Here is a 23,413-nt window from a genome sequence, read left to right as displayed (position 1 = left end):
TTAAAATGAATTTTTAAGACTTTTGACATTAGATAGAGCGAGGAATGAAATCAACAATATTGATTTGTTCCTTGCTCTATTTTCATTTTATATATTTATGTAATATACATACTTCCTAAACGTAAAATCTAAGAGTACATAAAAGGTAAGTTAATAAAATATTTTGACAATTATGATAGTATAGTAACTAAAGGGGTTGGGGGTGAAATATAGTGTGAGTAACGCTGAATATATTAATCAATGGAAAGGCGACATAGTACAGAATATGCTTACTGGTATATTACTTGCACTGGCATTGCTACCTGGAGCAATTGCTTTTTCATTTATAGCAGGCGTAACCCCAACAATCGGTATGTTAAGTACTGGTTTGATGATGCTCGTACTCAGCTTGACTGGCAATAGAACCCTGATGGTTTCAGCGCCAAGTAGTGGTGTATCATTAGTCGTAGCACCTTTAGCAGCAAGTCATGGGATGCAAGCAGTCATATTAGCTACATTATTTATGGGAATCATTCAAGTTATATTGGGATATTTTCGAGTTAATAAATGGCTAGCATTGATACCAGTAGGTGTAGTAATTGGATTTATGAATGCTTTAGGAATACTATTATTCACATCTCAACTAAAGAATATCTTGGGGATTTCTATGGCAACGTATAGTGTTGCAATCATGTCATTTTTAATTATTTGGTTGAGTAATCGATATATCAAAATTATACCTGCACCGTTAATATCAATCATAATATTGACTATATTTTCGTGGATATTAAAGCCTGATATTAAATATGTGCATGATTTATCTTCAATACATATTAAACTGCCTTTTCCAAGTATCCCTACTGAAATATTAAATGTTAATTTCTTATTACCTGCGTTGTTATATGGATTAATGATGGCTATTGTTGCAATTGTTCAAACGACTTTAACAGCAGGTATGATGGATGAAGTAACTGCTACAACAAGTGATAAAAATCGTGAATCGATAGGTCAAGGTATAGCTAATTTTGTAGTAGGGTTATTTGGCGGTTATGGTGGAAGTGCGCTTGTTGGGCAATCGCGTTTTAATGTGACAATGGGTGCAAATTCGAGAGTTTCGACGTTTGTTACCGGTAGTTTTTTACTGGTAAGTTTATTTGTTTTTGGTGAAATTATAGGACATATTCCAATGGCTGTTTTAGCTACTGTACTCATTACCATTTCGTTGAATACATTTGATCGACGCACAATACCTTTTATACGCCAAGCGCCATTAATAAACGCTTTCATCGTAATACTAACGATGGTGCTTATCCTAATTTCTAATAATTTAGCGCTCGGAGTAGTGATTGTAACAATACTATATTATTTTTTAAAACGTTTTATAAATTTAGAAAGGACGTGACATGTAATGCCACAATATGAAGATTATGTAAAGTGGAGACGTACATTTCATCAGTTTCCTGAATTGTCGGATGATGAATATGAAACAACGAAACGATTAAGACGTATTTTAGAGAGTTATGAAATTAAAATTTTAGATATACCTTTGGAAACTGGCTTGATTGCAGAAGTAGGACAAGGAGATTCATTTGTTGCTGTTAGATCAGATATTGATGCATTACCAATCAATGAAGAAGTTGTACATGAATTCACATCAACTAATGAAGGCATTATGCATGCTTGTGGGCATGATATCCATATGGCCAGTATTTTAGCAGTAGCTACAAGATTAAAAGAAATTGAAGGTCAATTAAAGGGTAGGGTACGTTTTATTTTTCAACCTGCCGAAGAGCTAGGCTATGGTGCTGTTAAATTAGCTGAGTCAGGTGCCATTGATGGTACAAAAGCAGTGCTAGGTTATCATAATTATCCTACTATGGATATAGGTTTATTTGCAGTGAAATCCGGTGCTGTGACATCTTCTGTAGATCGTTTTGAATTTAAAATTAAAGGTAAAGGTGCGCATGCAGCAAAACCTGAACAAGGCAATGATCCAGTCGTTGTGTTAGGTCAATTAATCAATAGCGTTCAATCTATCGTTAGCAGAAATTTATCTGCTTTTGATAATGCCGTGGTAACGATAGGAGAAGTCTCTTGTGGTAACACATGGAATGTTATTGCAGATCAAGCTTATGTACAAGGTACAGTGAGAAGTTTTGATGAACGTATTCGTACATTCATTGAAAAAAGGTTAAGAGAAATTGGCAATGGACTGGCAGAAGTATTTGATGTTGAAATTGAAACAGAATATATCCGTTTGCCAGGTGCGGTTATCAATGACGAAAAATTAACAGATGATGCAATCAACGTTGCTAAACAAGTGGGTTATAATGTGAATATAATGGAACAGCCCTTAACGATTGGCGAAGATTTTTCTGGTTTTGCCAATAAGTATCCAAGTGTATTTGTCTTTATTGGCTCGAATAGTGAGTATGATTTACATCATCCCAAATATGATCCCGACGAACGTATTTTAGAAAAAGTACCAGATTACTTCGTAACATTTGTACAGAAATTATTAAATGAATCTTAAAGTAATAGCTATGTTATGGACGATTTAATTTGGGTACAAAATAATTATAATCATTATTTTTGAGGAGGATTATGCCATGGCGTTTCAAGATCCTAGAACGAAATATTCAAATGCAGATTTTCCAAAACAAGAACAAGCTGTTCCAGGTTTACAAAAAAATTTAAACCCTAAACCAGATTGTGGAGAAACTTCATATATTGGTTATGGTAGATTGAAAGGTTTAAAGATGTTAGTAACAGGTGGAGATTCAGCTATAGGTAGGGCTGCTGCGATAGCTTATGCTAAAGAAGGTGCTGATGTTGCGATTAATTACCTGCCATCAGAACAAGAGGATGCTGAAGAAGTAAAAGAAGTTATTGCATCGGCTGGACAAAAAGCTGTGCTAATACCGGGTGATTTACGTAATGAACAATTCAATTATGAGTTAGTAGAGCGTGCATATCATGCGTTAGGTGGTTTAGATAATGTTACACTCGTAGCGGGTCATCAGCAATACAGAGATACGCTTAAAGACTTTGATACAGCATCATTTACTGAAACTTTTGAAACAAATGTGTATCCAATATTTTGGACAGTACAAAAAGCAATCGATTATCTGAAACCAGGTGCTACAATTACGACAACATCATCTGTTCAAGGTTATAATCCTAGTCCTATTTTACATGATTATGCAGCTTCAAAAGCTGCAATCATATCGTTGACTAAAAGCTTGTCTGAAGAATTAGGTGCTAAAGGTATCCGCGTTAATTGTGTCGCACCAGGACCATTTTGGTCACCACTTCAAATATCAGGTGGACAACCACAATCGAAAATTCCGACATTTGGCCAAAAAGAAGTACTTGGTAGAGCAGGTCAACCTGTAGAATTAGCTGGCGTGTATGTTCATTTAGCAGCTGATGAATCAAGTTACACAACCGGTCAAGTATATGGCGTTACCGGTGGCACACAATTAGATTAATTTGATAGATGGCTATTTCAAAGTGATTAGTGCTTAAATGAAAGGTTTACGCACTGACATTTTGACATAGCCACTTTTTATTTATGAAAGGAAAGTGAATTTCAGTGAAACATTTTAAAGCAAGTCAATTGTCTAAAAGGCAAAACTATAAATTATTGAGTGGCAGTATCATACCTAGACCGATAGCATTTGTTACGTCTCAAGATAAAAATGGCAAGTTAAATGCGGCACCGTTCAGTTTCTTTAACGTAGTAAATAGTGCACCACCGATGATTATGATTTCTACAGGACGTTCAAAAGGCAAGCGTAAAGACACTTCGCTTAATATTGAAGAGACTGAAACTTTTGTAGTGCATATTACTGATGAAACAAATGTAGAACAAATTAATCGCACAGCTGCACCATTGGAGCGTAGAGAAAATGAATTAGATCGCACAGAATTAACCCTTGTCGATTCGGAACTTATATCTGTACCTGGCATTGAGCAAGCGAAAATACGTATGGAATGTAAATTAGAGCAGATGATTCCATTAGGAGATGCTGAAGAGGGATCAGATCTAATTATTGGTGAGGTATTAATGTTTCATATTAATGAAGATGTGTATTTTGAGGACAGTAAGATAAATGCGCAAGCACTAGAAGCCGTTTGCCGGTTAGCCGGAAATGATTATGCATCAATTGGTGATACATTTACAATTGTTAGGCCAACAGAATAATATTTGAGTTTAGGTATCATTTCATATTACAAATATATAATTGACGAAGTTGCATGAATAGTGTACTGTTATAAAATAAATAAAATAGCTTATCTAGAGAAGTGGAGGGACTGGCCCTTTGAAACTTCGGCAACATGGTGATGCGTGTGCCAATTCCAGTAGCATAATTTATGCTAGAAGATAAGATTAAAGATGTAATGATTTACTCTTTTCTTCTACAAGAAAAGAGTTTTTTATTTTTTATGGTAAATATATTAAATGATTGATTATTAAAGTAATGATAAAGAAAGTAGGTTTTGTATGGCGGAAAATAAAAAAGGTAATGCATGGGCGCTTGTACCGCTTATTATATTTGTTGGTATATTTTTAGGTGTGGGCGTTATTACTGGTGACTTTTCAATAATGCCACTTAATGTTGCAATCGTTATTGCATCTATCGCGGGCTTATTGATGAATAGAAAAGAAACATTTTATAAAAAAGTAGATGTGTTTACAAAAGGTGCAGGACATTCAAATATTATTTTGATGATGTTAATATTTCTACTTGCGGGTGCATTTTCTCAAACCACTGAAGATATGGGTGGAGTCAAGTCAACGGTTAATTTAGGACTATCTTTCATACCTGAGAACCTAATTATCGTCGGATTATTTATCATTTGTATGTTTGTATCACTTTCAATGGGTACTTCAGTAGGTACAGTTGCAGCAATAGCACCGGTTGGCTTTGGTTTAAGTCAGACGACGGATGTCTCTGCAGCGATTACAATGGCTACTGTAGTAGGTGGCGCAATGTTTGGTGATAATTTATCAATGATTTCTGATACGACAATTGCTGCAGTACGTACTCAAAAGACTAAAATGAGTGATAAGTTTAAAGTGAACATAAAAATTGTATTACCGGGCGCGATATTTACTGTTATAGCGCTATGGTTTTTAACTCATGGTGCTCAGATAGATACAACAAAATCATATGATTACAATTTTATTAAAGTTATTCCATACTTATTGGTACTGATTTTAGCGCTTGCAGGCATCAATGTAATTATCGTATTGATTGGTGGCACTGTATTATCTGCTATTATTGGCTTAGTTGATGGGTCATTTAGTTGGTCAGGCTTGCTTAGTTCGATTTCAAAAGGAATTGTTGGCATGGAAGATATTGCAATTATTGCACTATTAATTGGCGGACTTGTAGCATTGATACAACATAATGGTGGTATAACTTGGTTATTGAATTTTGTACGCAATAGGGTTAAATCAAAACGTGGTGCAGAATTAGGCATAGCAGGACTTGTAAGTGCAGCTGATATTTCAACTGCCAATAATACAATTTCGATTTTAATGGCAGGGCCCTTGGCTAAAGAAATAGCGGACGAATACGATATTGATCCAAGAAAATCTGCAAGTATTTTAGATATGTTTGCAAGTTGTTTTCAAGGCTTATTACCTTATAGTCCGCAAGTTATAGCAGCAGCAGGTGTGGCATCTATTTCACCAATTTCGTTAATGCCATATTCTATTTATCCTATCATTCTAGGTGTTTGTGGACTAATTGCAATCTTCTTTAGATTACCAAGATTAAATAAAAAAAATTGATTATAAGAAAGGGCATTGGTTTATACCATTTGAATATAGACTGACTGCCCTGTTTTTAAGAAATGATGCGATATTTAAAATTGAGCATTTTAAATAAAAAAGGGTAAAATTTTGACGTTTACTGACTAATAACGATAGAATAAATAGGCTGTCACTTTTATAGTGAAAATAAAGGGAAGTTGGATTTCATAGTATTATTGTTTAGAAGTCTAGTATAATGAGTTAGAATAGTAATAAGAGTGAAAGTAGGTGAACAATCATGGCTAGATACAATGTGGAAAATGAAAATGTAGAAATTCAATTGGAACGACTTTTTAAAGTTGAACCTGAATTAGTATATCAAGCTTGGACCGAGCAACGATTTCTTAAACAATGGTTTATGACAACTGAACGAACGAATAAATCAATAGAAATAGATGCTGTACAAAACGGTGGCTATAAAATTATTGATGTACGTAAAGGAAAAGAGAATATAGTAAAGGGTTCATATGTTACATTGAACCCAAATGAATATATTGTTATGACTATAGGTATGCCTGAATTAAGTGACTCTGAAGATACCATCGAAGTTGAGATGTTTGAAAGAGAGCCAGGTATTACCCAAATGATTTTTAGTTACACAGCTTATGTGCCTAGAGAACGTAGACTGACATCGTTAGAATATAAGCAAAAGAAAAAGGAATATCATGATTCCACTGCGCATGGTTTTGAAATGTTATTTGATAAGCTTCAAACAACGCTAGAAGCATATGAAGAGGAACAATAAAATCATTATATTAATTCAACCGAACTCAATAAAAAAGGTAGTAAAACTAAGAGGCTGAGACAATTAATTTGTCCAGCCTTCTTTTCTTTTATAGATTAATTATTATGTGTAAATTGACCCTATTGTTTGCGCTCATTAAACTTACGCAGTACCGTTTCAAAAAATATATGATAACTGATAAAACTGGAATAATCGATGCCATTTGTTAAATAAAAAGTATTACTTGAAACGTAAATATTATAATTTGCTTTTTGAGCTAATGTGTTATCTTGGAGCGTAGTAATAGAAATAAAATACTTTTGACGCAGTTGCAGTAAATTCGTTATGTCAGATAAGTGATCTGTTTCTCCGGATAAAGAAATAATAAAAAATAAATCATTATCAGAAGCTTTATTTAATACCATTTTAAATTCATGTACATCGTGTAGCACAATAATATTTTTATGTATGGTTAATAAAATTCTTTGAGCTTCTTGCGCAACGTTCATTTGTGCTACACCTGTGCCATATAAGTATACCGTTTCAGCTTGATATATTTTGTCTGTCACTAGGTCGTAATCAATACGCTCTAAATAAGTGAAGGTATTTTCAATTTCTTGCTTAAAAGCGTTCATAGAGTCAGAAGGTAATTGATGAACTTGTTCAGATTCAAATTTTAAATATGATTTAAAATCACTATAGCCATCAAACCCCAACTTACGAGTGAAACGATGGATACTTGCATTTGATGCATGTGTATAAGTCGCTAGGTCTTGTATTTTCATTGTTTTACAATCTGATATATGTGTGTTTATAAAATGAGCGATTTGTAGGTCGTTTTCATTTAATTTATTAAAATTATTGTTAATACGTTCATCTAAAAGCAATGCTCTCACCTCTAATTTTGAAAAAATTTTCATGTTTTGAAAATATAATCTTATTGTACAAAATTGTTCGTAATAGCGTCAAACTATTGTTTGTATGTAAGCGTTTACTATAAAATCGAAGATAAATTGATATTAATCATTCGAATTGATAAGCACTTTATAATTATAAATGTATAATTTCAGAAATTTAGAAAGAAAGGGGAAATTTATATGAACGCAATAAAGAGATTTGGGAGTGCAATGATTGTACCTGTATTGATGTTTGCATTTTTTGGTATTGTACTCGGTTTAGCGACGCTATTTAAAAATCCTTCAATAATGGGTAGTATTGCAGAAGAAGGTACGAATTGGTTCAAAATATGGTCAGTGATAGAGTCTGGTGGTTGGACAATATTTAATCACATGGAAGTGGTGTTTGTTGTTGGACTACCTTTATCCTTGGCTAAAAAAGCACCTGGACATGCAGCATTAGCAGCATTAATGGGATATTTAATGTTTAATACTTTTATCAATGCCATATTAACGCAATGGCCACACACATTCGGAGCAAATTTGGAAAAAGGTGTGGAAAATGTAACGGGGTTAAAAGCGATTGCTGGTATAGAAACATTAGACACTAATATTCTAGGCGGTATTATTATTTCAAGCATTGTGACATGGATACATAATCGATTTTATAGCAAAAAATTACCTGAAATGCTTGGTGTATTTCAAGGTTTGACATTTGTAGTGACGATTTCATTTTTTGTCATGTTACCGATTGCTTTAATTACTTGTATCGTATGGCCAACGGTACAAAACGGTATTTCTTCATTGCAAGGTTTTATTATTGGGTCTGGTTATATAGGTGTTTGGTTGTATCATTTCTTAGAAAGAGTATTGATACCAACTGGATTACATCATTTTATTTATGCGCCAATAGAAGTAGGTCCTGTTGTTGTGAATCATGGGTTGAAAGCTGAATGGTTTGAACATGTAAATGAATTTGCTAAAAGTAAAGAGCCATTAAAAGAATTGTTCCCGTATGGTTTTATGTTACAAGGTAATGGGAAAGTCTTCGGCTCAATTGGTATTGCTCTCGCAATGTATGCAACGACGCCAAAAAAAAATAGAAAGAAAATTGCAGCATTGTTAATTCCAGCAACATTGACAGCGATTGTTGTTGGCATCACTGAACCATTAGAGTTCACATTTTTATTTATAGCACCTTATTTATTCGTTTTACATGCAATCTTAGCAGCAACAATGGATACGTTAATGTATGGTTTTGGCTTAGTAGGTAACTTTGGCGGAGGGTTATTAGATTTCTTTGCTACGAATTGGATACCTTTGGCACAGAATCATTGGTTAACTTATGTGATTCAAATTGTAATTGGTTTAGGTTTTACAGCAATTTATTTCTTTTTATTCAAGTTTTTAATTGTTAAATTTGATATTCCTCTTCCTGGACGTAAAAAAGACGACAAGGATATGAAATTATATAGTAAAGATGATTATAAAAACAAGGATGGTAAAGCAGAAGGTACTAAAAAAACTGGTTCAACAAATGAGTTTGAAGATAAAGCAATATATTATTTAGAAGGTCTGGGTGGAAAAGAAAATATTAAAGATGTTACAAATTGTACGACGCGTCTAAGATTGACAGTGAATGACGTCAATAAAGTTGAAGATAGTGGTTACTTTACTCATAGACAGATGGCACATGGTTTAGTAAAAAGTGGGAAAAATGTGCAAGTCGTAGTAGGGATGTCTGTACCTCAAGTAAGAGAAGCATTTGAAAATTTAGTATTTGAAGAAAAAAATAATTAATATAAAGGTTGCATATCAAACTATGCTCAAAAAAAGGACTAATCCATATGAAAAAAATGGATTGGTCCTTTTTATATGAATTACTTGCGATTTTGATTGTGCATGCTTGCCTGGGGATATGGCTCGAGCCTGTAGTCTCTCGCTCATATCATTTCCCTGGGCGTCAGCACGATGCAAAATCGCTATAAGTGATGTGTTTTAATACAATAGAAAAAAGTTTCGTATTATTTAACTCATACTACTAATAGAAAATCATGAATTTAATTAACCAAAAGATAAAACTAAAAATGAATACACATTATGGATGTCTCCGTTTTATATAAAAAACTTACGATTTTGATCGTGCATGCTTGCCTGGGGATATGGTTCGAGCCTGTAGTCTCTCACTCATATCATTTCCCCGGGCGTCAGCACGATGCAAAATCGTTTGGAATATTTATCAAAATACAAAAGTAAAGGCTCATTTGAAATAATTCATTAATCCTAATAAATTAGTGGTATTCTTATTTTATAAAATTAATAACATGAATTAGCCTTAAATCTTAAGAAATAAAGAATTGGACCTTTTGATATGAGAATAATATGCGATTTTGATCGTGCATACTGCTCAATAAACAAAGTTTACATATCAAGAGCATGTGACCGCTCACTCATAATGTAAGTACATAACAGAACACAAAAAAGTCAATTTCTATATAATTACAATAAAAATTGACGTTTATGTTTGAGTCTTAGATGTTGATACTTTAGACTCATGTTTATTTATTTTCGGTGGAAAAGAAATAGATCTAGTTTGTTGTTTATATTAGTGATATTGTGCATGCGTGTACTTTAAGAAATTCTAGTTTTATGCATTAAACGTGGTTGATAGGTCGCACTATAAATATCAATGTTGTGTGTCGCGATTGCGTGAATTAATTTAGAGAATGCTGTAGGTGAACAAGAAACGTTGATGGTATTTCGATTGAAGGTATAAACAATAGTTTCAGTGTGATTGAGTAAATTCATAATATCGATAACTTTATCTTTAATAAAAGCATCGTGAAGGCCGTCAACAGCGATTTCGAAACGTTTGGATGATAATAGTAAATGATCTAAGTCTAATAGTTCATGTGCATGATTATTTTCTAAAATTTGATAGATTAAATAATTGTGGAAACTGAGAAAACTAATTAAATAAGGTAGTTGTTGTTTGGGTAAATTCACTTCTAAAGCATATAAATGATTTTTTTTGAAAATAGTAAACTTGAATGATTCACAAAAGTGTACTTGTTTCAAAAGTTTTAACAAATTTTTGCGGATATGACGTTTATTTAAACCACTGATGTTTAATACAAACGTTTCAGTTTTATCTAAAAACATATTATACCTCCATATCTATATAAAGTGACATACGTATATTAAAAATAATATTCTACTGCACTTAAAATTGTACATGTTTTAAATTCTATTAAATTGTACCACTCTTTTTAAAAGAAGACACTAGGTCTTTAGAACGAAGTATAAAATTTTTTAAAAGTTGCAAATTTTAAATTCATAATATTTAGAAAATTCTGTTGTTTCAAGGCTTAAAGTATGATACATTCTTCTTTATTAATACAGAGAGGGAAGTGTTTAGATGTTATCAAAAGTAAGTAAGTTTGCAACGAATACGTTTTTAGTATGGATGCTTATTGCAGCTATCATTGGTTTTATATTTCCAGTGCAACTTGCTACTTTAAGTAGTTGGGTACCTTATTTACTAGGGATTGTTATGCTAGGTATGGGATTAACCATAGATCCTAAAGATTTTAAAATTATATTTCAAGCACCTAGATCAGTAATTGTCGGTGTGATATTACAGTATACAATTATGCCTTTAAGTGCATTTTTAATTGTCAAACTGTTTCAGTTACCTCCAGAAATTGCTATTGGTGTGATTTTAGTTGGATGTTGTCCGGGTGGTACATCCAGTAATGTTATGAGTTATTTAGCAAATGCAAATGTTGCTTTGTCAGTAGCTATTACTAGTGTTTCAACATTACTAGCTCCATTTTTAACACCAGCGTTAATATATTTATTTGCGCATGAATGGTTACAAGTTTCATTTATTAGTATGTTTTGGTCAGTAGTTCAAGTAATTTTAATACCAATAATCATTGGTTTTGTACTTCAAAAAGTATTTAAGAAATTTGCTGATAAGACTGCCACTGCATTGCCAATTGTTTCTGTTGTAGCTATTTCATTAATACTTGCGTCTGTAGTTGGAAGTAGTAAAGCACAAATTTTGGCCACTGGTTTACTTATTTTTGCGGTTGTCATTCTTCATAATTTGATTGGATATGTATTGGGTTATACATTTGCTAAAATTTTAAAATTAGATCGACCGGATAAAAAAGCAGTATCGATAGAAGTAGGTATGCAAAACTCTGGATTAGCAGTTTCTTTAGCCACAGTACATTTTAATCCATTATCAGCAGTGCCAGGGGCGGTATTTAGCTTAATACATAATATTACAGGACCAATACTTGCAAAATACTGGAACAAAAGGTAAATATATCTGATTTTAGGTTGAAATTAATTAGGAATTCATAACTAAGATGAAAACATTAATATTTTGTGTTTTTATCTTAGTTTATTTTATCTGAGGCGATGACAGTCTAGAGAGGCGGAAAGTATGATACACTGACAATAATTTGATTTTATCTTGTTTATTTTAGAGGAGGGTAATGTATGTATCGCGCAGTGATATTTGATTTTGATGGGACAATTATTGATACAGAAAAACACTTGTTTGAAATAATAAATAAACATCTAAATCATTATGGTTTGGAGGAAGTTAGTTTAGATTTTTATCGACAATCCATCGGGGGGTTAGCTTCAGATTTACACCAGTATCTGGAGGTTCAACTTGGACAAGAACGCAAGGAAGCAATTTATCAAGAGCATAATGAAACAAGTATACATTTACCGATTGTTACGCATATGAAACAACTTATGGATTATTGTAAAGTGCGCCATATACCAATGGCTATTGCGACTAGCAGTTTTAGAAAAGATATTCAGCCCACATTCGATCAATTGGGGTTAGATACGTATATCGATGTTGTTGTTGGAAGAGAAGATGTAGAAGAAATAAAGCCAAGTCCTGAACTATATTTAACAGCAGTTCAAAGATTAAATTTTAACCCAGTTAATTGTTTAGCCATAGAAGACTCAGTCAATGGGGCAACTGCAGCGGTAAATGCTGGTTTAGATGTGATTGTAAACACGAATGATATGACGGAAAAACAAGATTTTAGTAACATAGCCTATGCAGGTAAAGATTTATCAGGTACAGCTATCATTGAAAAATATTTTGAAAAAAGTAGAGGCTAGTGTATGAATGGATATTTAATTCTCTTTTTTTTAGGTGGTCCAATTGTTTTAGCAATAGGAAATTTAGTTTTAGGCCCAATCTTTAATAAAAAAGTTCCATTAAAGATACAATTTCGCTCATTCATGGTTGGAAGCCTTGTTTACTTATTAGGAGCGTTAGCTTTATATTTTCTTGTTTTACAAAATCAATTTTAATTTAAAACCCCTTATTTTGACATTAAAAAAGTGTCGATAAGGGGTTTTTATTATATAAAATGAAAATAATAGCCTATTTTAAAAATTGAAGTATTAGTGTCACAATAACTAACACGAGTAAAATAGAATCAATACCTACCATAATTGCAAAACGTGGATTTTTTTCTCCAGTAGCTTTAGATTTTTTAACAGCTTTTAAATTAGGGATTAAACTTACGCTTAATAAAATAATAACAACAATACCAATGAAAATGCTCACGATTTATCACCACCGTTTTTATGTTTATCTATAAATTCCCATAGATAACCAGCTATTATACCAATAATCAGGCCAGTTATAATACCGATTTTCAGAGCAGAAAACATAGCACTGATAATGATTGCAATGAGTAGTGAAATAGGTAAAGTAATACCGAATTTATATTTTCGTTCTGGTGAATTTACAATAGTAAAAATTAAGTAATATAGTATCCCGAATACAACAATCGTAAGTAAACTTTTTAGCACTAAATTTCCGGCAGAAACATCACTGTCACTAAAATAATTGATCAGGAAAAATAATATGCCAAATATAATTGAAACTGTGATTGTTCGTTTCAATAGATGTTTATTCATATTGAACTCCTTTATAATAAAATCTATTGAGCATTATATCATATAAAATTAGGAACTATAACTTCATAAATACTAGACTTCGACTTTTAATTACAATAACTCAAGCTGTAGTTAATGAATTTTGCTGTTTTTATATTGCTTATGATCATTTAAATAAGCATAGAACAAACCTATTACTAAACCACCACCGATATAATTGCCAATACCTGCACCAAGCAAATTGATTAAAGCAGGTATGACTGAAAGGACATCACTTTGATATACGATACCGCCTGCGAATAAAACAGTATTATAAACCACGTGCTCATAACCCATAAATGCGAAAATTGATACACCAAACATCATGACGAACATCTTTGCCAAAACATCGTCTATTTGCATAGCTATGACAAGAGAGATGTTTATAAAGAAATTAGCAAAAATACCTTTTATTAGAATGGCGACAAAACCTGCAGTTAGTGTTTTATGGTCGATTGTAGCTTCTAATTGTTGCATCATTTCAGGTGTCATTATATCTGAAGAACGTATCAATAAAAAGAATATTAATCCACCTAGAGCATTGCCGATAAAACAAAGTGCAAAAATTTTAAAAACACGGAATGGCGAAATGACACGATAATAAAGCCCGACTGTAAAATACATGAAATTACTTGTTAATAATTCAGAATTTGTAAAAAGTATTAATACTAAAGCAAAACTGAATGCAATCGCACCGACTAAATTTGTAACACCCGTTGGAACATCAGATGCTAGTGAACCTTTAATGAGTAAGACAAAAACTGTTATCACGCCTAAGATAAATCCAGCCATAATAGCACGTAACAGATAACGCTTTAAATAAAAACTTTGCAATATATCTTTGGCTCGAATTGTCTCTACGACATGATGGACCCAAGCTTTGCCATAAAAAACTTTATCCCATTTGATATTTTTTTCGTTCAAAATTTTATCCTCACTTTCTATTAATTAAAAATATTATACTATGTCACAGTATTTTTGTGAAATAATTCACAAAATAATCATAATTAAATAGTGCTGATTCATTAACTAATGAGAATATTTAATTGTTCGCTATAATATCAAAAATAAAATTTACATTGCGTTTTCTCACAAAGTAATCTAAAATAAAAACATATGTAAGGGCTTACATAAATAAAAAATAATTGTTTTAATTTTTAGAATTTATAGTATAATAGCGTCATAATAAGTGAATTATTATCACTTATATTTGAATGAGATGGGGTTTGAATGATGAATGAGAATAATGAATTACAAAGGGGACTAGGTGCACGTCAAATGCGGATGATAGCACTTGGTGGAACAATTGGTGTCGGACTCTTTATGGGGGCGACAAGTACAATCAAGTGGACAGGACCTTCAGTAATATTTGCATATTTAATAGCAGGTCTGTTTTTATTTTTAGTAATGAGAGCTATGGGGGAAATGGTATATTTACATCCAACCTCAGGTTCATTTGCAAACTTTGCAAGTGATTACATAAATCCAGTTGCTGGTTATCTGACAGCATGGAGCAATATTTTCCAATGGGTTGTTGTAGGTATGAGTGAAGTTATCGCCGTTGGAGAATATATGAATTATTGGTTCCCTGATTTACCACAGTGGATACCAGGTATTATTGTAGTATTATTGTTGGCAGGTGCTAATTTAGTATCAGTTAAAGCATTTGGTGAATTTGAATTTTGGTTTGCAATGATCAAAGTAGTAACAATTATTTTAATGATTATCGCAGGATTCGGTTTGATATTCTTTGGCCTTGGTAATGGAGGAGAAGCTATTGGACTCTCTAATTTATGGTCACATGGTGGCTTTATGCCTAATGGTTGGATAGGATTCTTCTTTGCACTTTCTATTGTAATTGGTTCTTATCAAGGTGTTGAATTGATTGGTATAACTGCTGGTGAAACGAAAGACCCACAAAAAAATATTAAAAGTGCGGTTAATGGTGTAATATGGCGTATATTAATATTCTATATCGGAGCTATCTTCGTTATTGTAACTGTTTATCCTTGGGATGAATTAGGAAATATCGGTAGTCCATTCGTTGCAACATTTGCAAAAGTAGGAATTACATTTGCAGCAGGACTCATTAACTTTGTAGTTTTAACGGCAGCGATGTCTGGATGTAATTCTGGTATATTCAGTGCTAGTCGAATGACGTTGAATTTATCTCAAAAAGGAATGTTACCTAAGTTTTTCAGTAAAGTTATGAAAAATGGTGTTCCTATTTGGACAGTATCTGCAATAGCAATTGGTATTTTAATTGGCGCATTATTGAACGTTATCTTGCCTTTATTCATAAAAGGCGCGGACAGCATTTTTGTTTATGTATATAGTGCCTCAATTTTACCAGGTATGGTACCATGGTTTATGATATTAATTAGTCATTTAAGATTCAGAAAAAATCACAGTGAAGAAATCAAAAATCATCCGTTCAAAATGCCAGGTGGTGCAATAACAAACTATATTACAATGGCGTTCTTTATCATGGTGTTAATAGGCATGTTATTTAATAAAGAAACAGTTGTTTCAGTTGTTATTGGTATCGTATTCTTAGGTTGTATGACATTGTTCTATTACCTGAAAGGCTATCATAAATTAAGTGATGATCAGCAAATTTAAATAATAAAGCAAAACGTAAAACAGTAGGTTTTACAATTTACCTTAAATAAGTCATAAATGATACATTTACTTGTATCATTTATGGCTTATTTTGTTATCGATAATATCAAAAGTACCATTACACTGATGTTTTACAAAAAATTAACAATATAAAAATACTCACTCAAAACTCGTGCTTTAGAATAAAGTTGAGGTCATAATACATATCCAAAGGAGTTATTATATGAAAATAATTAATAAACTAGCTACTGCTACAATTGCAGGTACAATTATTGCCGGTTCATCATTGGGGAGTGGACAAGGGATTTATGCAGCAGGGAAAAAAGATGAAACTAAAGATTCAAATCAAAATTCTGATGTAGCTTACATGGGCAATACAAAAAACCCTAAAAACGTTATCTTTTTAGTTGGCGATGGTATGGGACCTTCGTATAATGCTGCTTATCGCTATTTTGCAGATAATCCAGATACTAAAGAAATGGATCAAACTGCTTTTGATAAATATCTAATAGGTAGTCAGCGTACAAATCCAAATGATCCAAAAGAGAATGTTACTGATTCTGCAGCCGGTGCAACCGCATTTAGTTCAGGACAAAAAACATATAATGGTGCTATTGGTGTCGATGCTAATAAAAATAATGTTAAAACGATTTTAGAACAAGCTAAAGAAAATGGTAAATCAACTGGTCTAGTATCTACTGCTGAAATCACAGATGCTACACCTGCTGCATACGCATCACATGTAGATGATCGTGATAAAAAGGATGAAATTGCTAAACAATTTTACAATGACAAAATTAATGGCAAACATAAAGTAGATGTACTATTAGGCGGGGGCGCTGAGTATTTCGGTAAAGATAACGGCAACTTAAAAAATAAATTTAAAAAAGATGGTTACGATGTAGTTACTAATAAAAATGAACTACAAAACTCTAAAAGTAAGCAAATATTAGGATTATTTGCAGATAATGATATGCCATTACAGATAGACGCTCCAGATAAAAATCCGAAATTAGTGGATATGACAGATAGTGCTGTAAATAAATTGAAACAAAATGACAAAGGGTTCTTTTTAATGGTAGAAGGTGCTTCTATTGATAAATCTGGACATCCAAATGATGTAACAGGGGTAATGTCTGAAATGTCTGGATTTGAAAAATCATTTGAATATGCTATGAATTACGCAAAAGAGAATCCAGATACACTTGTGGTAGCTACTGCAGATCATTCTACAGGTGGTATGTCTATAGCGAAAGGTAAAGATTATGTTTGGAATCCAGATGCTATTCACAAAATGAAACATTCAGGTAAATATATGACTGAAGAAATCAGCAAGGGTAAAAATGTGGAGAAAGTGATTAAAGATGGCTATGGTTTTGAAGTTTCACAAGACCAAATTGATAAAATAAAAGACGAAGCTAAAAAACTTAAAGATCTTAAAAAAGACGAAAAAGCATATGAGAATCAATTACAAAAAGTTCAAGATGCTGTACAAAAACCGATTAACGACAAATCTCATACTGGTTGGACTACAAATGGCCATACAGGAGAAGATGTAAATACTTATGCATATGGTCCTGGTAGTGATAAATTTAAAGGAAATATTGATAATACTGATAATGCCAAAAATATTTTCGACTTTTTCCAAAATGATGTAAAGTAAAGATGTAATAAACAAATAATGTCAACGCCAGATTAAAAGAGAACGACATAGAAATCGCATTTTTATAAAGGATTTCTATGTCGTTCTTGTTTATTATGTTATTTAAAAAGTAATGTTAGCATTGTTTTAGTGCTTAAATTGAATTTTTGATAAATGTTTACGATAATTATCAAGTGCCATTTTTGACTGTGTGATTGAATCCAATGAGCGTTGATAATTTAAAGCAATAAATCGATAATACAGAATATCTACAGTAAAAAGTTGCGCAAACAAAGATGTTGTTGCGGCCATGCGTAGTTCATTCTCATCTGTTTGACCATAAATTAAAGTATAATCAGAAATTTTAGCTACAGGGTTATTATTCGAGCTTGAGATCGTAATGATAGGTATATTATAGTCGGTAGCAACTTTAGCCATAGATTGCATTTCACTATGACTACCTTGGTTGGTAACGAAAAAAATACAATCTTTTTCATCATGCGTAGCCATGGTAGTCATTAATAAATGTGTTTCTTGTATTAAACGTACATTTAAACCTATGCGAGACAATTTTTGATATAAATCCGTGACAATGACGAGTGATGCGCCATAACCAAATAAAAATATAGTGCGCGCATGTTTCAATGTGTCGCAGATGTCATCGATATGATGTTGCTCAATTTGTGACGCAACACAACTCATTGTATCAGTTGCTCTAGCTAACATTTTAGATTTGATAATATCGACTGATTCATTATCAATTAATTCCATATGATTATTGTTAATTGCATCTTCAGGCAAATAACGTGAAATTGTAATTTTAAGTTCTTGAAAGCCTTTTTCTGTAATTTTTTTGCTAAAACGAACAATTGAAGCAGTACTTGTATTAATTTCATTAGAAAGATCTTGGACAGACATATTAATAATACGATGCGGTTCATTTAAAATAAAATCAGCAATTTTCTTTTCACTTTTTGTAAAAGTTTCATATATGTTATCAATTTTATAAAGTACGTTGGTCATAGTTTAACCACCTAAGTTATCAGATTCTCTCATTGATTTTGTTGTACCTAAAAAGAAGGTGAAGAGGAAACCACCGATGTAAGCAGCGATTAATCCTGCAATATATCCTAAGTACATATGATCTGAAATCAAAGGTAACAATGAAATACCACTTGGTCCAATAGCATTGGCACCAATGTGTCCGATACCACCAACTACTGCGCCACCAATACCGCCACCAATACATGCTGTGAAGAATGGTCTACCAAGAGGTAATGTAACCCCATAAATTAAAGGTTCACCAATTCCGAGGAAACCAACAGGAAGTGCACCTTTAATTGCATTTCTCAAAGTAGTATTTTTCTTACATCTTACCCAAAGTGCTAATGCGGCGCCAACTTGTCCTGCACCTGCCATGGCAGCAATAGGTAATAAGTAAGTAGCACCAGATTGATTAATCATCTCAATATGAATAGGCGTAAATATATGATGTAATCCTAACATAACTAATGGTAGGAAGAAAGCACCAATGATAAAGCCGCTAAAGACGCCACCGATATCAATAACCCCATTGACTACGGATACTAAACCGTCAGAAACAAAGCCAGCTAATGGCATAATGATAAAGATTGTTGATAAGCCGATAACGAACAAAGTAATTGTAGGTGTCACGATGATATCTATGGCATTTGGTACAATTTTATGTAATCTCTTTTCTACGAGACTTAATAACCAAACTGCAAAGATAACACCTATAATGCCACCTTGTCCTGCTTGTAAAGGTTCACCTGTGAAAATATTAGTAATCATATTTTCTTCTGTTAAACCTGTTAATAATGTTGTCCCACCAATAACACCACCTAAACCTGGTGTTGCACCAAATTCTTTTGCAGCGTTGATACCCGTGAAGATTGCTAAATAAGCTAACATACCATCTTTAATTACATTAAAAACAGTGACAAGTTGCGTAATCCAAGCGCCTGATATGACCTCCGCCGCAAGTAAATTGCTTAAAACAGCCCCAATACCACCAATTAAACCTGCACCAATAAATGCTGGAATCAATGGGATAAATATATTTGCGATTGTTTTTAATAGTTTATTGAACTTACCGCGTTTTTGTTTGCTTTGAAAAGCCGCCTTGTTTTCTTTAGCTCTTGCTTCAGTTTCAGCTTTATAATTTTTATTATGTTGTGGAATGGTTTCACCTAAACGCACACCACTCATTTCAGATATATGGTCAGCTACTTTATTAACTGTGCCAGGCCCAACGACAACTTGTACACGGTCGTCTTTGACCACACCCATAACGCCGTCAATAGATTTTAATTTATCATAGTCAACTTTGTTTTCATCGTGCACTTTAATTCTAACGCGCGTCATGCAATTGATAACATTTTCCATGTTCTCTAAACCGCCAACTGCATTTACAATGTTTTCTGCAAGTTTTTGTTCTTTAGACATCGTAAAACCCTCCTATATACATAAATTATTTTAAGTATTTGGTTTAATCTCTGATTGCTTGCTTAACGATATGATTATTATTGTCTAAACGTTGTTTTGCGTCTGCTTTTGATGTATCACACATATGCATAACGATAGCAACTTTAAGGTTATGATCTGCGGCATTATATAGCTTCTCAGATTGTTGATATGATGTGTCACAGATATCTTGTACGATGCGTATAGAACGGTCAATTAATTTTTGGTTTGTAGCTTTTACATCGACCATGAGATTATCATATACTTTACCGGCACCAACCATTGTGATTGTTGAAATCATATTAAGTATCAATTTTTGTGCTGTTCCTGATTTTAATCTTGTGGAACCTGTTAAAACTTCAGGGCCTACATTAACTTCAATTGCTTTTGTAGCTATTTTACTTATTTTAGTATTTGTATTGCATGCAATTGAAACGGTATGTGCACCAATGCTATTTGCATATTTTAATCCTCCGATAACATAAGGTGTATTACCACTTGCAGCAATACCAATCACAACGTCTTTTTCATTAAGGTGAATATGATGTAAATCTTCTTCTGCCAAAGAAGTGCTATCTTCAGCACCTTCAACAGCAACTGTCATTGCTCTTTGACCGCCTGCAATTAGTCCAATGACTTCATCTGGGGACGTATTGAAGGTAGGGACACATTCGGCAGCATCAAGTACACCTAATCTTCCACTCGTTCCCGCACCCATATAAATTATTCGACCACCAGCCCTAAATTGTTTTGTCGTGATTTCTATGACTTTAGCCAATTCTGGTATAATTTTTCTAATTTGTTGAGGAACCTTTTGGTCTTCATCATTCATTGTTTTAAGAATTTCTGTAATAGACATTTCATCTAAATGCATTGTAGCTTTATTTCTGGATTCAGTAGTTAAATCACTCATTAATTTCTACTCCCTTGTTTAATAATAAATTTAAATGTATCATTTGGCTTCATACAATGGATCAATCTACGCTCAGACTCGCAAATTTTACCTATAACATTAACATGAGGATGCGCTGGTAAGTCAGCTTTCAAGAGTTGTAATTCTCCTTGATAGCGTCCGTTCAGTTTATTATCAATTGTCACTGTACCCTTGTCTCGATTTGTCGTATTAAAAGCATTCATTTCACTTGTACAATAGTGTCTAGATTCTTGTGATCGAATTACATCTTGTGGGTTGTCTGGGCGTACAGTGTGCGTTTGCTGTAATATCGTAGTGGCTTGAATATCAAATAAATCAACTGTGAATGTGAATGTTCTATGGGACAATACATTCATTAATTGTTCGTCTAGTGGCGTATTAAGTTTAGAATCACCAATCAAAATTTGTGTTGTCTGATGATCTAATAGTAGCTGTGCACTTTCAATAGGGTGTTGTGTTCTTGATGATTCTATAGTTGTTAAACCTTTGAATAAAGGTCCACGTTTGGTTGTACCTGTGATAAAACCGAAAATTGTTGCGTTTGGATTATACTTTAAAATTAGTGAGTTTTGACGATGTACAAATTTAGTTGTTAAACCTGTATCTGGTCGTGGATAATAATTATGGCAGTAACATAAATGTGTAAAGTCTTCGAGTTTTTCATATAGTTGTTGAAGTAATGATTCGGAAAGTATGCTTGCATTTAAGCAACAGTCAAAACCGTGTTGAATGATGTCATTAATTATTTCTATAGAAGTACTGTGATCAATACGAATCATAAATTGAGCATGATGATATGATTGCAGGAATTCATAAAAAGAATGATTCAGCAATGAAGGATTGATATCAATCATATAGGTAAGATGTTTGTCTGATAAATAATCTAAAAGTTCTCCCAAATAGCGATATTTAGATGCTTCATCTTCCTCTGGAATTTGAACAGATGTGAAAATAGTAGTATATCCCAAAGCAATCATCCGTTTAATATACGATTTATCAATGGGTTGTCCTAAATAAATAGAAAAGCCATGCATGTTATCACTCCTATATTGCTGTAATCGATTTCATTTTACAATACATGAAAAAGTATTACAATTTTAATTTTAAAAAAATATCATTTTGAAATATTATTACAAAAATGTTTGTAATAACTTGTGTATTTCTAATAATTGATTTTGTAAGGTATCAAGATACTTAATTGTATTGCCGATAGTGAGTTCTTCAATAGGGTTCTGGTCATGTATTAAAAGAAATTGGTAATAATTATAATGAGGCAAAGAAAAGCGTTGTAAGGATATGTCTGAGAATAGAATAAGCTCGCTCTCAATAAAATGTTGGATATCTTGTTTATATTGTTGTTTCTTTTTATTTTGAGTAACGATGGCAAATTTATATGTTTCAATTAAATTGAGTAGTTTATGAATGCGTTGCGCGAGTTGATGATATTCTAAGTTATACATAAAATGCATCCTTTCATATAAAATTTAAAAGATGAATGTGATTTTCTGAAATTGTTAAGAATGGTAGGATATACAATATAAAATTTAAAATAATTTTAAAGGGAGCTGTTGAAAGTGGAAAGAACAAAATATCGTTTTAAAGATATTGTGTGGAAAGACTTTTCTCTGATTGCGATTTTAATTGTAAGTATGATTGTTTTTACATTGGTTGGTATCTTATTTAGTTTTGTTTATGTAGATCATTTAACAGAAAAAATAGTGATAAAGTTAAGTGTGATTATACAACTACTCTCATATGTAGTCACTGTGCTTAGTTTTTATTTTTTACATATTAAAGACTTTAAAATGCATTTGAAGAAAAATACAGCATTTATAAAGCAACATTATATATTTCTGATTATCGTGACGATTATAATGATGGTTTGTAGTGCAATTTATAATATGACTATGCAAATGTTACCTGATGACATTGGTTTTAATGAAACTCAAAATGAGCTGGAACTAATGAATTTGTTTGATCAACCTTCATTTTTACCATTTACATTTTTATTGATTGTAATTGGAGCGCCACTAGTGGAGGAAATATTTTTTAGACATTTACTGATAGGTGAACTAGGGAAGAAATTTAATATTATTGTTATGGGGATTATTTCAGCTATTCTATTTTCATTAATGCATGTGATGGGGGCAGAATCTCCATTTGAAATAGGGAGTTATATAATTTTAGCAATCGCTATGGTATATGCATATATCAAGTCAGGATGTAAATTAATAGCAAGTGTAAGTATACACATGCTCAATAATTTAATTTCATTTATTTTTACGCTTATTACGTTATATACATAATATGAACGGCTGAAAAA

Annotated in this window: 23 protein-coding genes and 1 riboswitch; of the genes, 13 read left to right on the top strand and 10 right to left on the bottom strand. The window is 32.6% G+C overall.

Features of this window, described 5'->3' with window-relative positions; translation table 11 throughout:
• Positions 1 to 214: 214 nt before the first annotated feature.
• The 6 genes from KA867_RS02435 (at position 215) to KA867_RS02410 (ending at position 6,548) form a co-directional block, all read left to right on the top strand.
• On the top strand, positions 215 to 1,381 hold the full coding sequence (locus KA867_RS02435; RefSeq protein ID WP_348634788.1) for a SulP family inorganic anion transporter: 1,167 nt from the start codon (positions 215 to 217) through the stop codon (positions 1,379 to 1,381).
• 6 nt (positions 1,382 to 1,387) lie between these two features.
• On the top strand, positions 1,388 to 2,512 hold the full coding sequence (locus tag KA867_RS02430; protein WP_210136966.1) for an amidohydrolase: 1,125 nt from the start codon (positions 1,388 to 1,390) through the stop codon (positions 2,510 to 2,512).
• 76 nt (positions 2,513 to 2,588) lie between these two features.
• Positions 2,589 to 3,470 (top strand): SDR family oxidoreductase, encoded by an 882-nt coding sequence (locus KA867_RS02425; RefSeq protein WP_210136965.1) that lies wholly within the window; start codon positions 2,589 to 2,591, stop codon positions 3,468 to 3,470.
• Between the two features lie 104 nt (positions 3,471 to 3,574).
• The gene (locus KA867_RS02420; RefSeq protein ID WP_210136964.1) at positions 3,575 to 4,186 is read left to right on the top strand and encodes a flavin reductase family protein; all 612 of its coding nucleotides are present in this window, start codon (positions 3,575 to 3,577) and stop codon (positions 4,184 to 4,186) included.
• Between the two features lie 86 nt (positions 4,187 to 4,272).
• Positions 4,273 to 4,373: riboswitch (SAM riboswitch) on the top strand.
• 113 nt (positions 4,374 to 4,486) lie between these two features.
• Entirely contained in the window at positions 4,487 to 5,782 is a 1,296-nt protein-coding gene (locus KA867_RS02415) for a Na+/H+ antiporter NhaC family protein (protein ID WP_210136963.1), read from the top strand.
• Between the two features lie 259 nt (positions 5,783 to 6,041).
• Entirely contained in the window at positions 6,042 to 6,548 is a 507-nt protein-coding gene (locus KA867_RS02410; RefSeq protein ID WP_210136962.1) for an SRPBCC family protein, read from the top strand.
• A gap of 119 nt (positions 6,549 to 6,667) precedes the next feature.
• Here KA867_RS02410 and KA867_RS02405 read toward each other — a convergent pair whose 3' ends face one another.
• Positions 6,668 to 7,414, bottom strand: coding sequence for a MurR/RpiR family transcriptional regulator (locus tag KA867_RS02405; protein WP_210136961.1), 747 nt, complete (start codon positions 7,412 to 7,414; stop codon positions 6,668 to 6,670).
• A gap of 210 nt (positions 7,415 to 7,624) precedes the next feature.
• Here KA867_RS02405 and KA867_RS02400 point away from each other — a divergent pair, with 210 nt between their 5' ends.
• Positions 7,625 to 9,223 carry an alpha-glucoside-specific PTS transporter subunit IIBC gene (locus tag KA867_RS02400; RefSeq protein WP_210136960.1) on the top strand — a complete coding sequence of 533 codons (1,599 nt, stop codon included), beginning with the start codon at positions 7,625 to 7,627 and terminating at the stop codon, positions 9,221 to 9,223.
• A gap of 831 nt (positions 9,224 to 10,054) precedes the next feature.
• Here the strand turns inward: KA867_RS02400 and KA867_RS02395 are convergent.
• Positions 10,055 to 10,585: a hypothetical protein gene (locus tag KA867_RS02395; protein WP_210136959.1), complete on the bottom strand. Its 531-nt coding sequence runs from the start codon at positions 10,583 to 10,585 to the stop codon at positions 10,055 to 10,057.
• Positions 10,586 to 10,841: 256 nt separating this feature from the next.
• Between KA867_RS02395 and KA867_RS02390 the strand changes: the two genes are divergently transcribed.
• The 3 genes from KA867_RS02390 to KA867_RS02380 all read left to right on the top strand — a co-directional run bounded on the left by KA867_RS02390 (position 10,842) and on the right by KA867_RS02380 (position 12,775).
• Positions 10,842 to 11,756 carry a bile acid:sodium symporter family protein gene (locus tag KA867_RS02390; RefSeq protein ID WP_210136958.1) on the top strand — a complete coding sequence of 305 codons (915 nt, stop codon included), beginning with the start codon at positions 10,842 to 10,844 and terminating at the stop codon, positions 11,754 to 11,756.
• A gap of 179 nt (positions 11,757 to 11,935) precedes the next feature.
• Positions 11,936 to 12,580, top strand: a complete 645-nt coding sequence (locus KA867_RS02385) for an HAD family hydrolase (RefSeq protein ID WP_210136957.1) — start codon at positions 11,936 to 11,938, stop codon at positions 12,578 to 12,580.
• A gap of 3 nt (positions 12,581 to 12,583) precedes the next feature.
• Positions 12,584 to 12,775, top strand: a complete 192-nt coding sequence (locus KA867_RS02380; RefSeq protein ID WP_210136956.1) for a hypothetical protein — start codon at positions 12,584 to 12,586, stop codon at positions 12,773 to 12,775.
• A 73-nt stretch (positions 12,776 to 12,848) separates the two neighbouring features.
• Here the strand turns inward: KA867_RS02380 and KA867_RS02375 are convergent, their stop codons facing one another.
• The 3 genes from KA867_RS02375 to KA867_RS02365 form a co-directional block, all read right to left on the bottom strand.
• Positions 12,849 to 13,034 (bottom strand): hypothetical protein, encoded by a 186-nt coding sequence (locus tag KA867_RS02375; RefSeq protein ID WP_019468344.1) that lies wholly within the window; start codon positions 13,032 to 13,034, stop codon positions 12,849 to 12,851.
• A complete protein-coding gene (locus KA867_RS02370) occupies positions 13,031 to 13,390 on the bottom strand; it encodes a hypothetical protein (protein ID WP_210136955.1) in 360 nt (119 codons plus the stop codon). The genes KA867_RS02375 and KA867_RS02370 overlap by 4 nt, the downstream gene beginning before the upstream one ends.
• Before the next feature lie 111 nt (positions 13,391 to 13,501).
• Positions 13,502 to 14,332, bottom strand: coding sequence for a formate/nitrite transporter family protein (locus tag KA867_RS02365; protein ID WP_210136954.1), 831 nt, complete (start codon positions 14,330 to 14,332; stop codon positions 13,502 to 13,504).
• A 309-nt stretch (positions 14,333 to 14,641) separates the two neighbouring features.
• Between KA867_RS02365 and KA867_RS02360 the strand changes: the two genes are divergently transcribed.
• Both KA867_RS02360 and KA867_RS02355 read left to right on the top strand, forming a co-directional pair.
• A complete protein-coding gene (locus tag KA867_RS02360; RefSeq protein WP_210136953.1) occupies positions 14,642 to 16,030 on the top strand; it encodes an amino acid permease in 1,389 nt (462 codons plus the stop codon).
• A 223-nt stretch (positions 16,031 to 16,253) separates the two neighbouring features.
• Positions 16,254 to 17,693, top strand: coding sequence for an alkaline phosphatase (locus tag KA867_RS02355; protein ID WP_210136952.1), 1,440 nt, complete (start codon positions 16,254 to 16,256; stop codon positions 17,691 to 17,693).
• 126 nt (positions 17,694 to 17,819) lie between these two features.
• Here KA867_RS02355 and KA867_RS02350 read toward each other — a convergent pair whose 3' ends face one another.
• From KA867_RS02350 to KA867_RS02330, 5 genes are all read right to left on the bottom strand, one after another.
• Positions 17,820 to 18,695, bottom strand: a complete 876-nt coding sequence (locus tag KA867_RS02350; RefSeq protein ID WP_210136951.1) for a MurR/RpiR family transcriptional regulator — start codon at positions 18,693 to 18,695, stop codon at positions 17,820 to 17,822.
• Between the two features lie 3 nt (positions 18,696 to 18,698).
• A complete protein-coding gene (locus tag KA867_RS02345) occupies positions 18,699 to 20,138 on the bottom strand; it encodes a PTS transporter subunit EIIC (protein ID WP_210136950.1) in 1,440 nt (479 codons plus the stop codon).
• A gap of 43 nt (positions 20,139 to 20,181) precedes the next feature.
• A complete protein-coding gene (gene murQ / locus KA867_RS02340) occupies positions 20,182 to 21,069 on the bottom strand; it encodes an N-acetylmuramic acid 6-phosphate etherase (protein ID WP_210136949.1) in 888 nt (295 codons plus the stop codon).
• Positions 21,069 to 22,124, bottom strand: coding sequence for a MupG family TIM beta-alpha barrel fold protein (locus KA867_RS02335; protein WP_210136948.1), 1,056 nt, complete (start codon positions 22,122 to 22,124; stop codon positions 21,069 to 21,071). Before KA867_RS02335 ends, murQ begins: the two co-directional genes overlap by 1 nt.
• A 96-nt stretch (positions 22,125 to 22,220) precedes the next feature.
• On the bottom strand, positions 22,221 to 22,550 hold the full coding sequence (locus KA867_RS02330) for a hypothetical protein (RefSeq protein ID WP_210136947.1): 330 nt from the start codon (positions 22,548 to 22,550) through the stop codon (positions 22,221 to 22,223).
• A 114-nt stretch (positions 22,551 to 22,664) separates the two neighbouring features.
• Here KA867_RS02330 and KA867_RS02325 point away from each other — a divergent pair, with 114 nt between their 5' ends.
• Positions 22,665 to 23,396 carry a CPBP family intramembrane glutamic endopeptidase gene (locus KA867_RS02325; protein WP_210136946.1) on the top strand — a complete coding sequence of 244 codons (732 nt, stop codon included), beginning with the start codon at positions 22,665 to 22,667 and terminating at the stop codon, positions 23,394 to 23,396.
• Positions 23,397 to 23,413 lie beyond the last annotated feature (17 nt).

The organism is Staphylococcus sp. GDH8C109P (genome assembly GCF_017893405.1).
Classification (GTDB): domain Bacteria; phylum Bacillota; class Bacilli; order Staphylococcales; family Staphylococcaceae; genus Staphylococcus; species Staphylococcus cohnii.
Note: the sequence above shows the minus strand (reverse complement) of the source record. Positions and strands in the feature narration are given on the sequence as shown.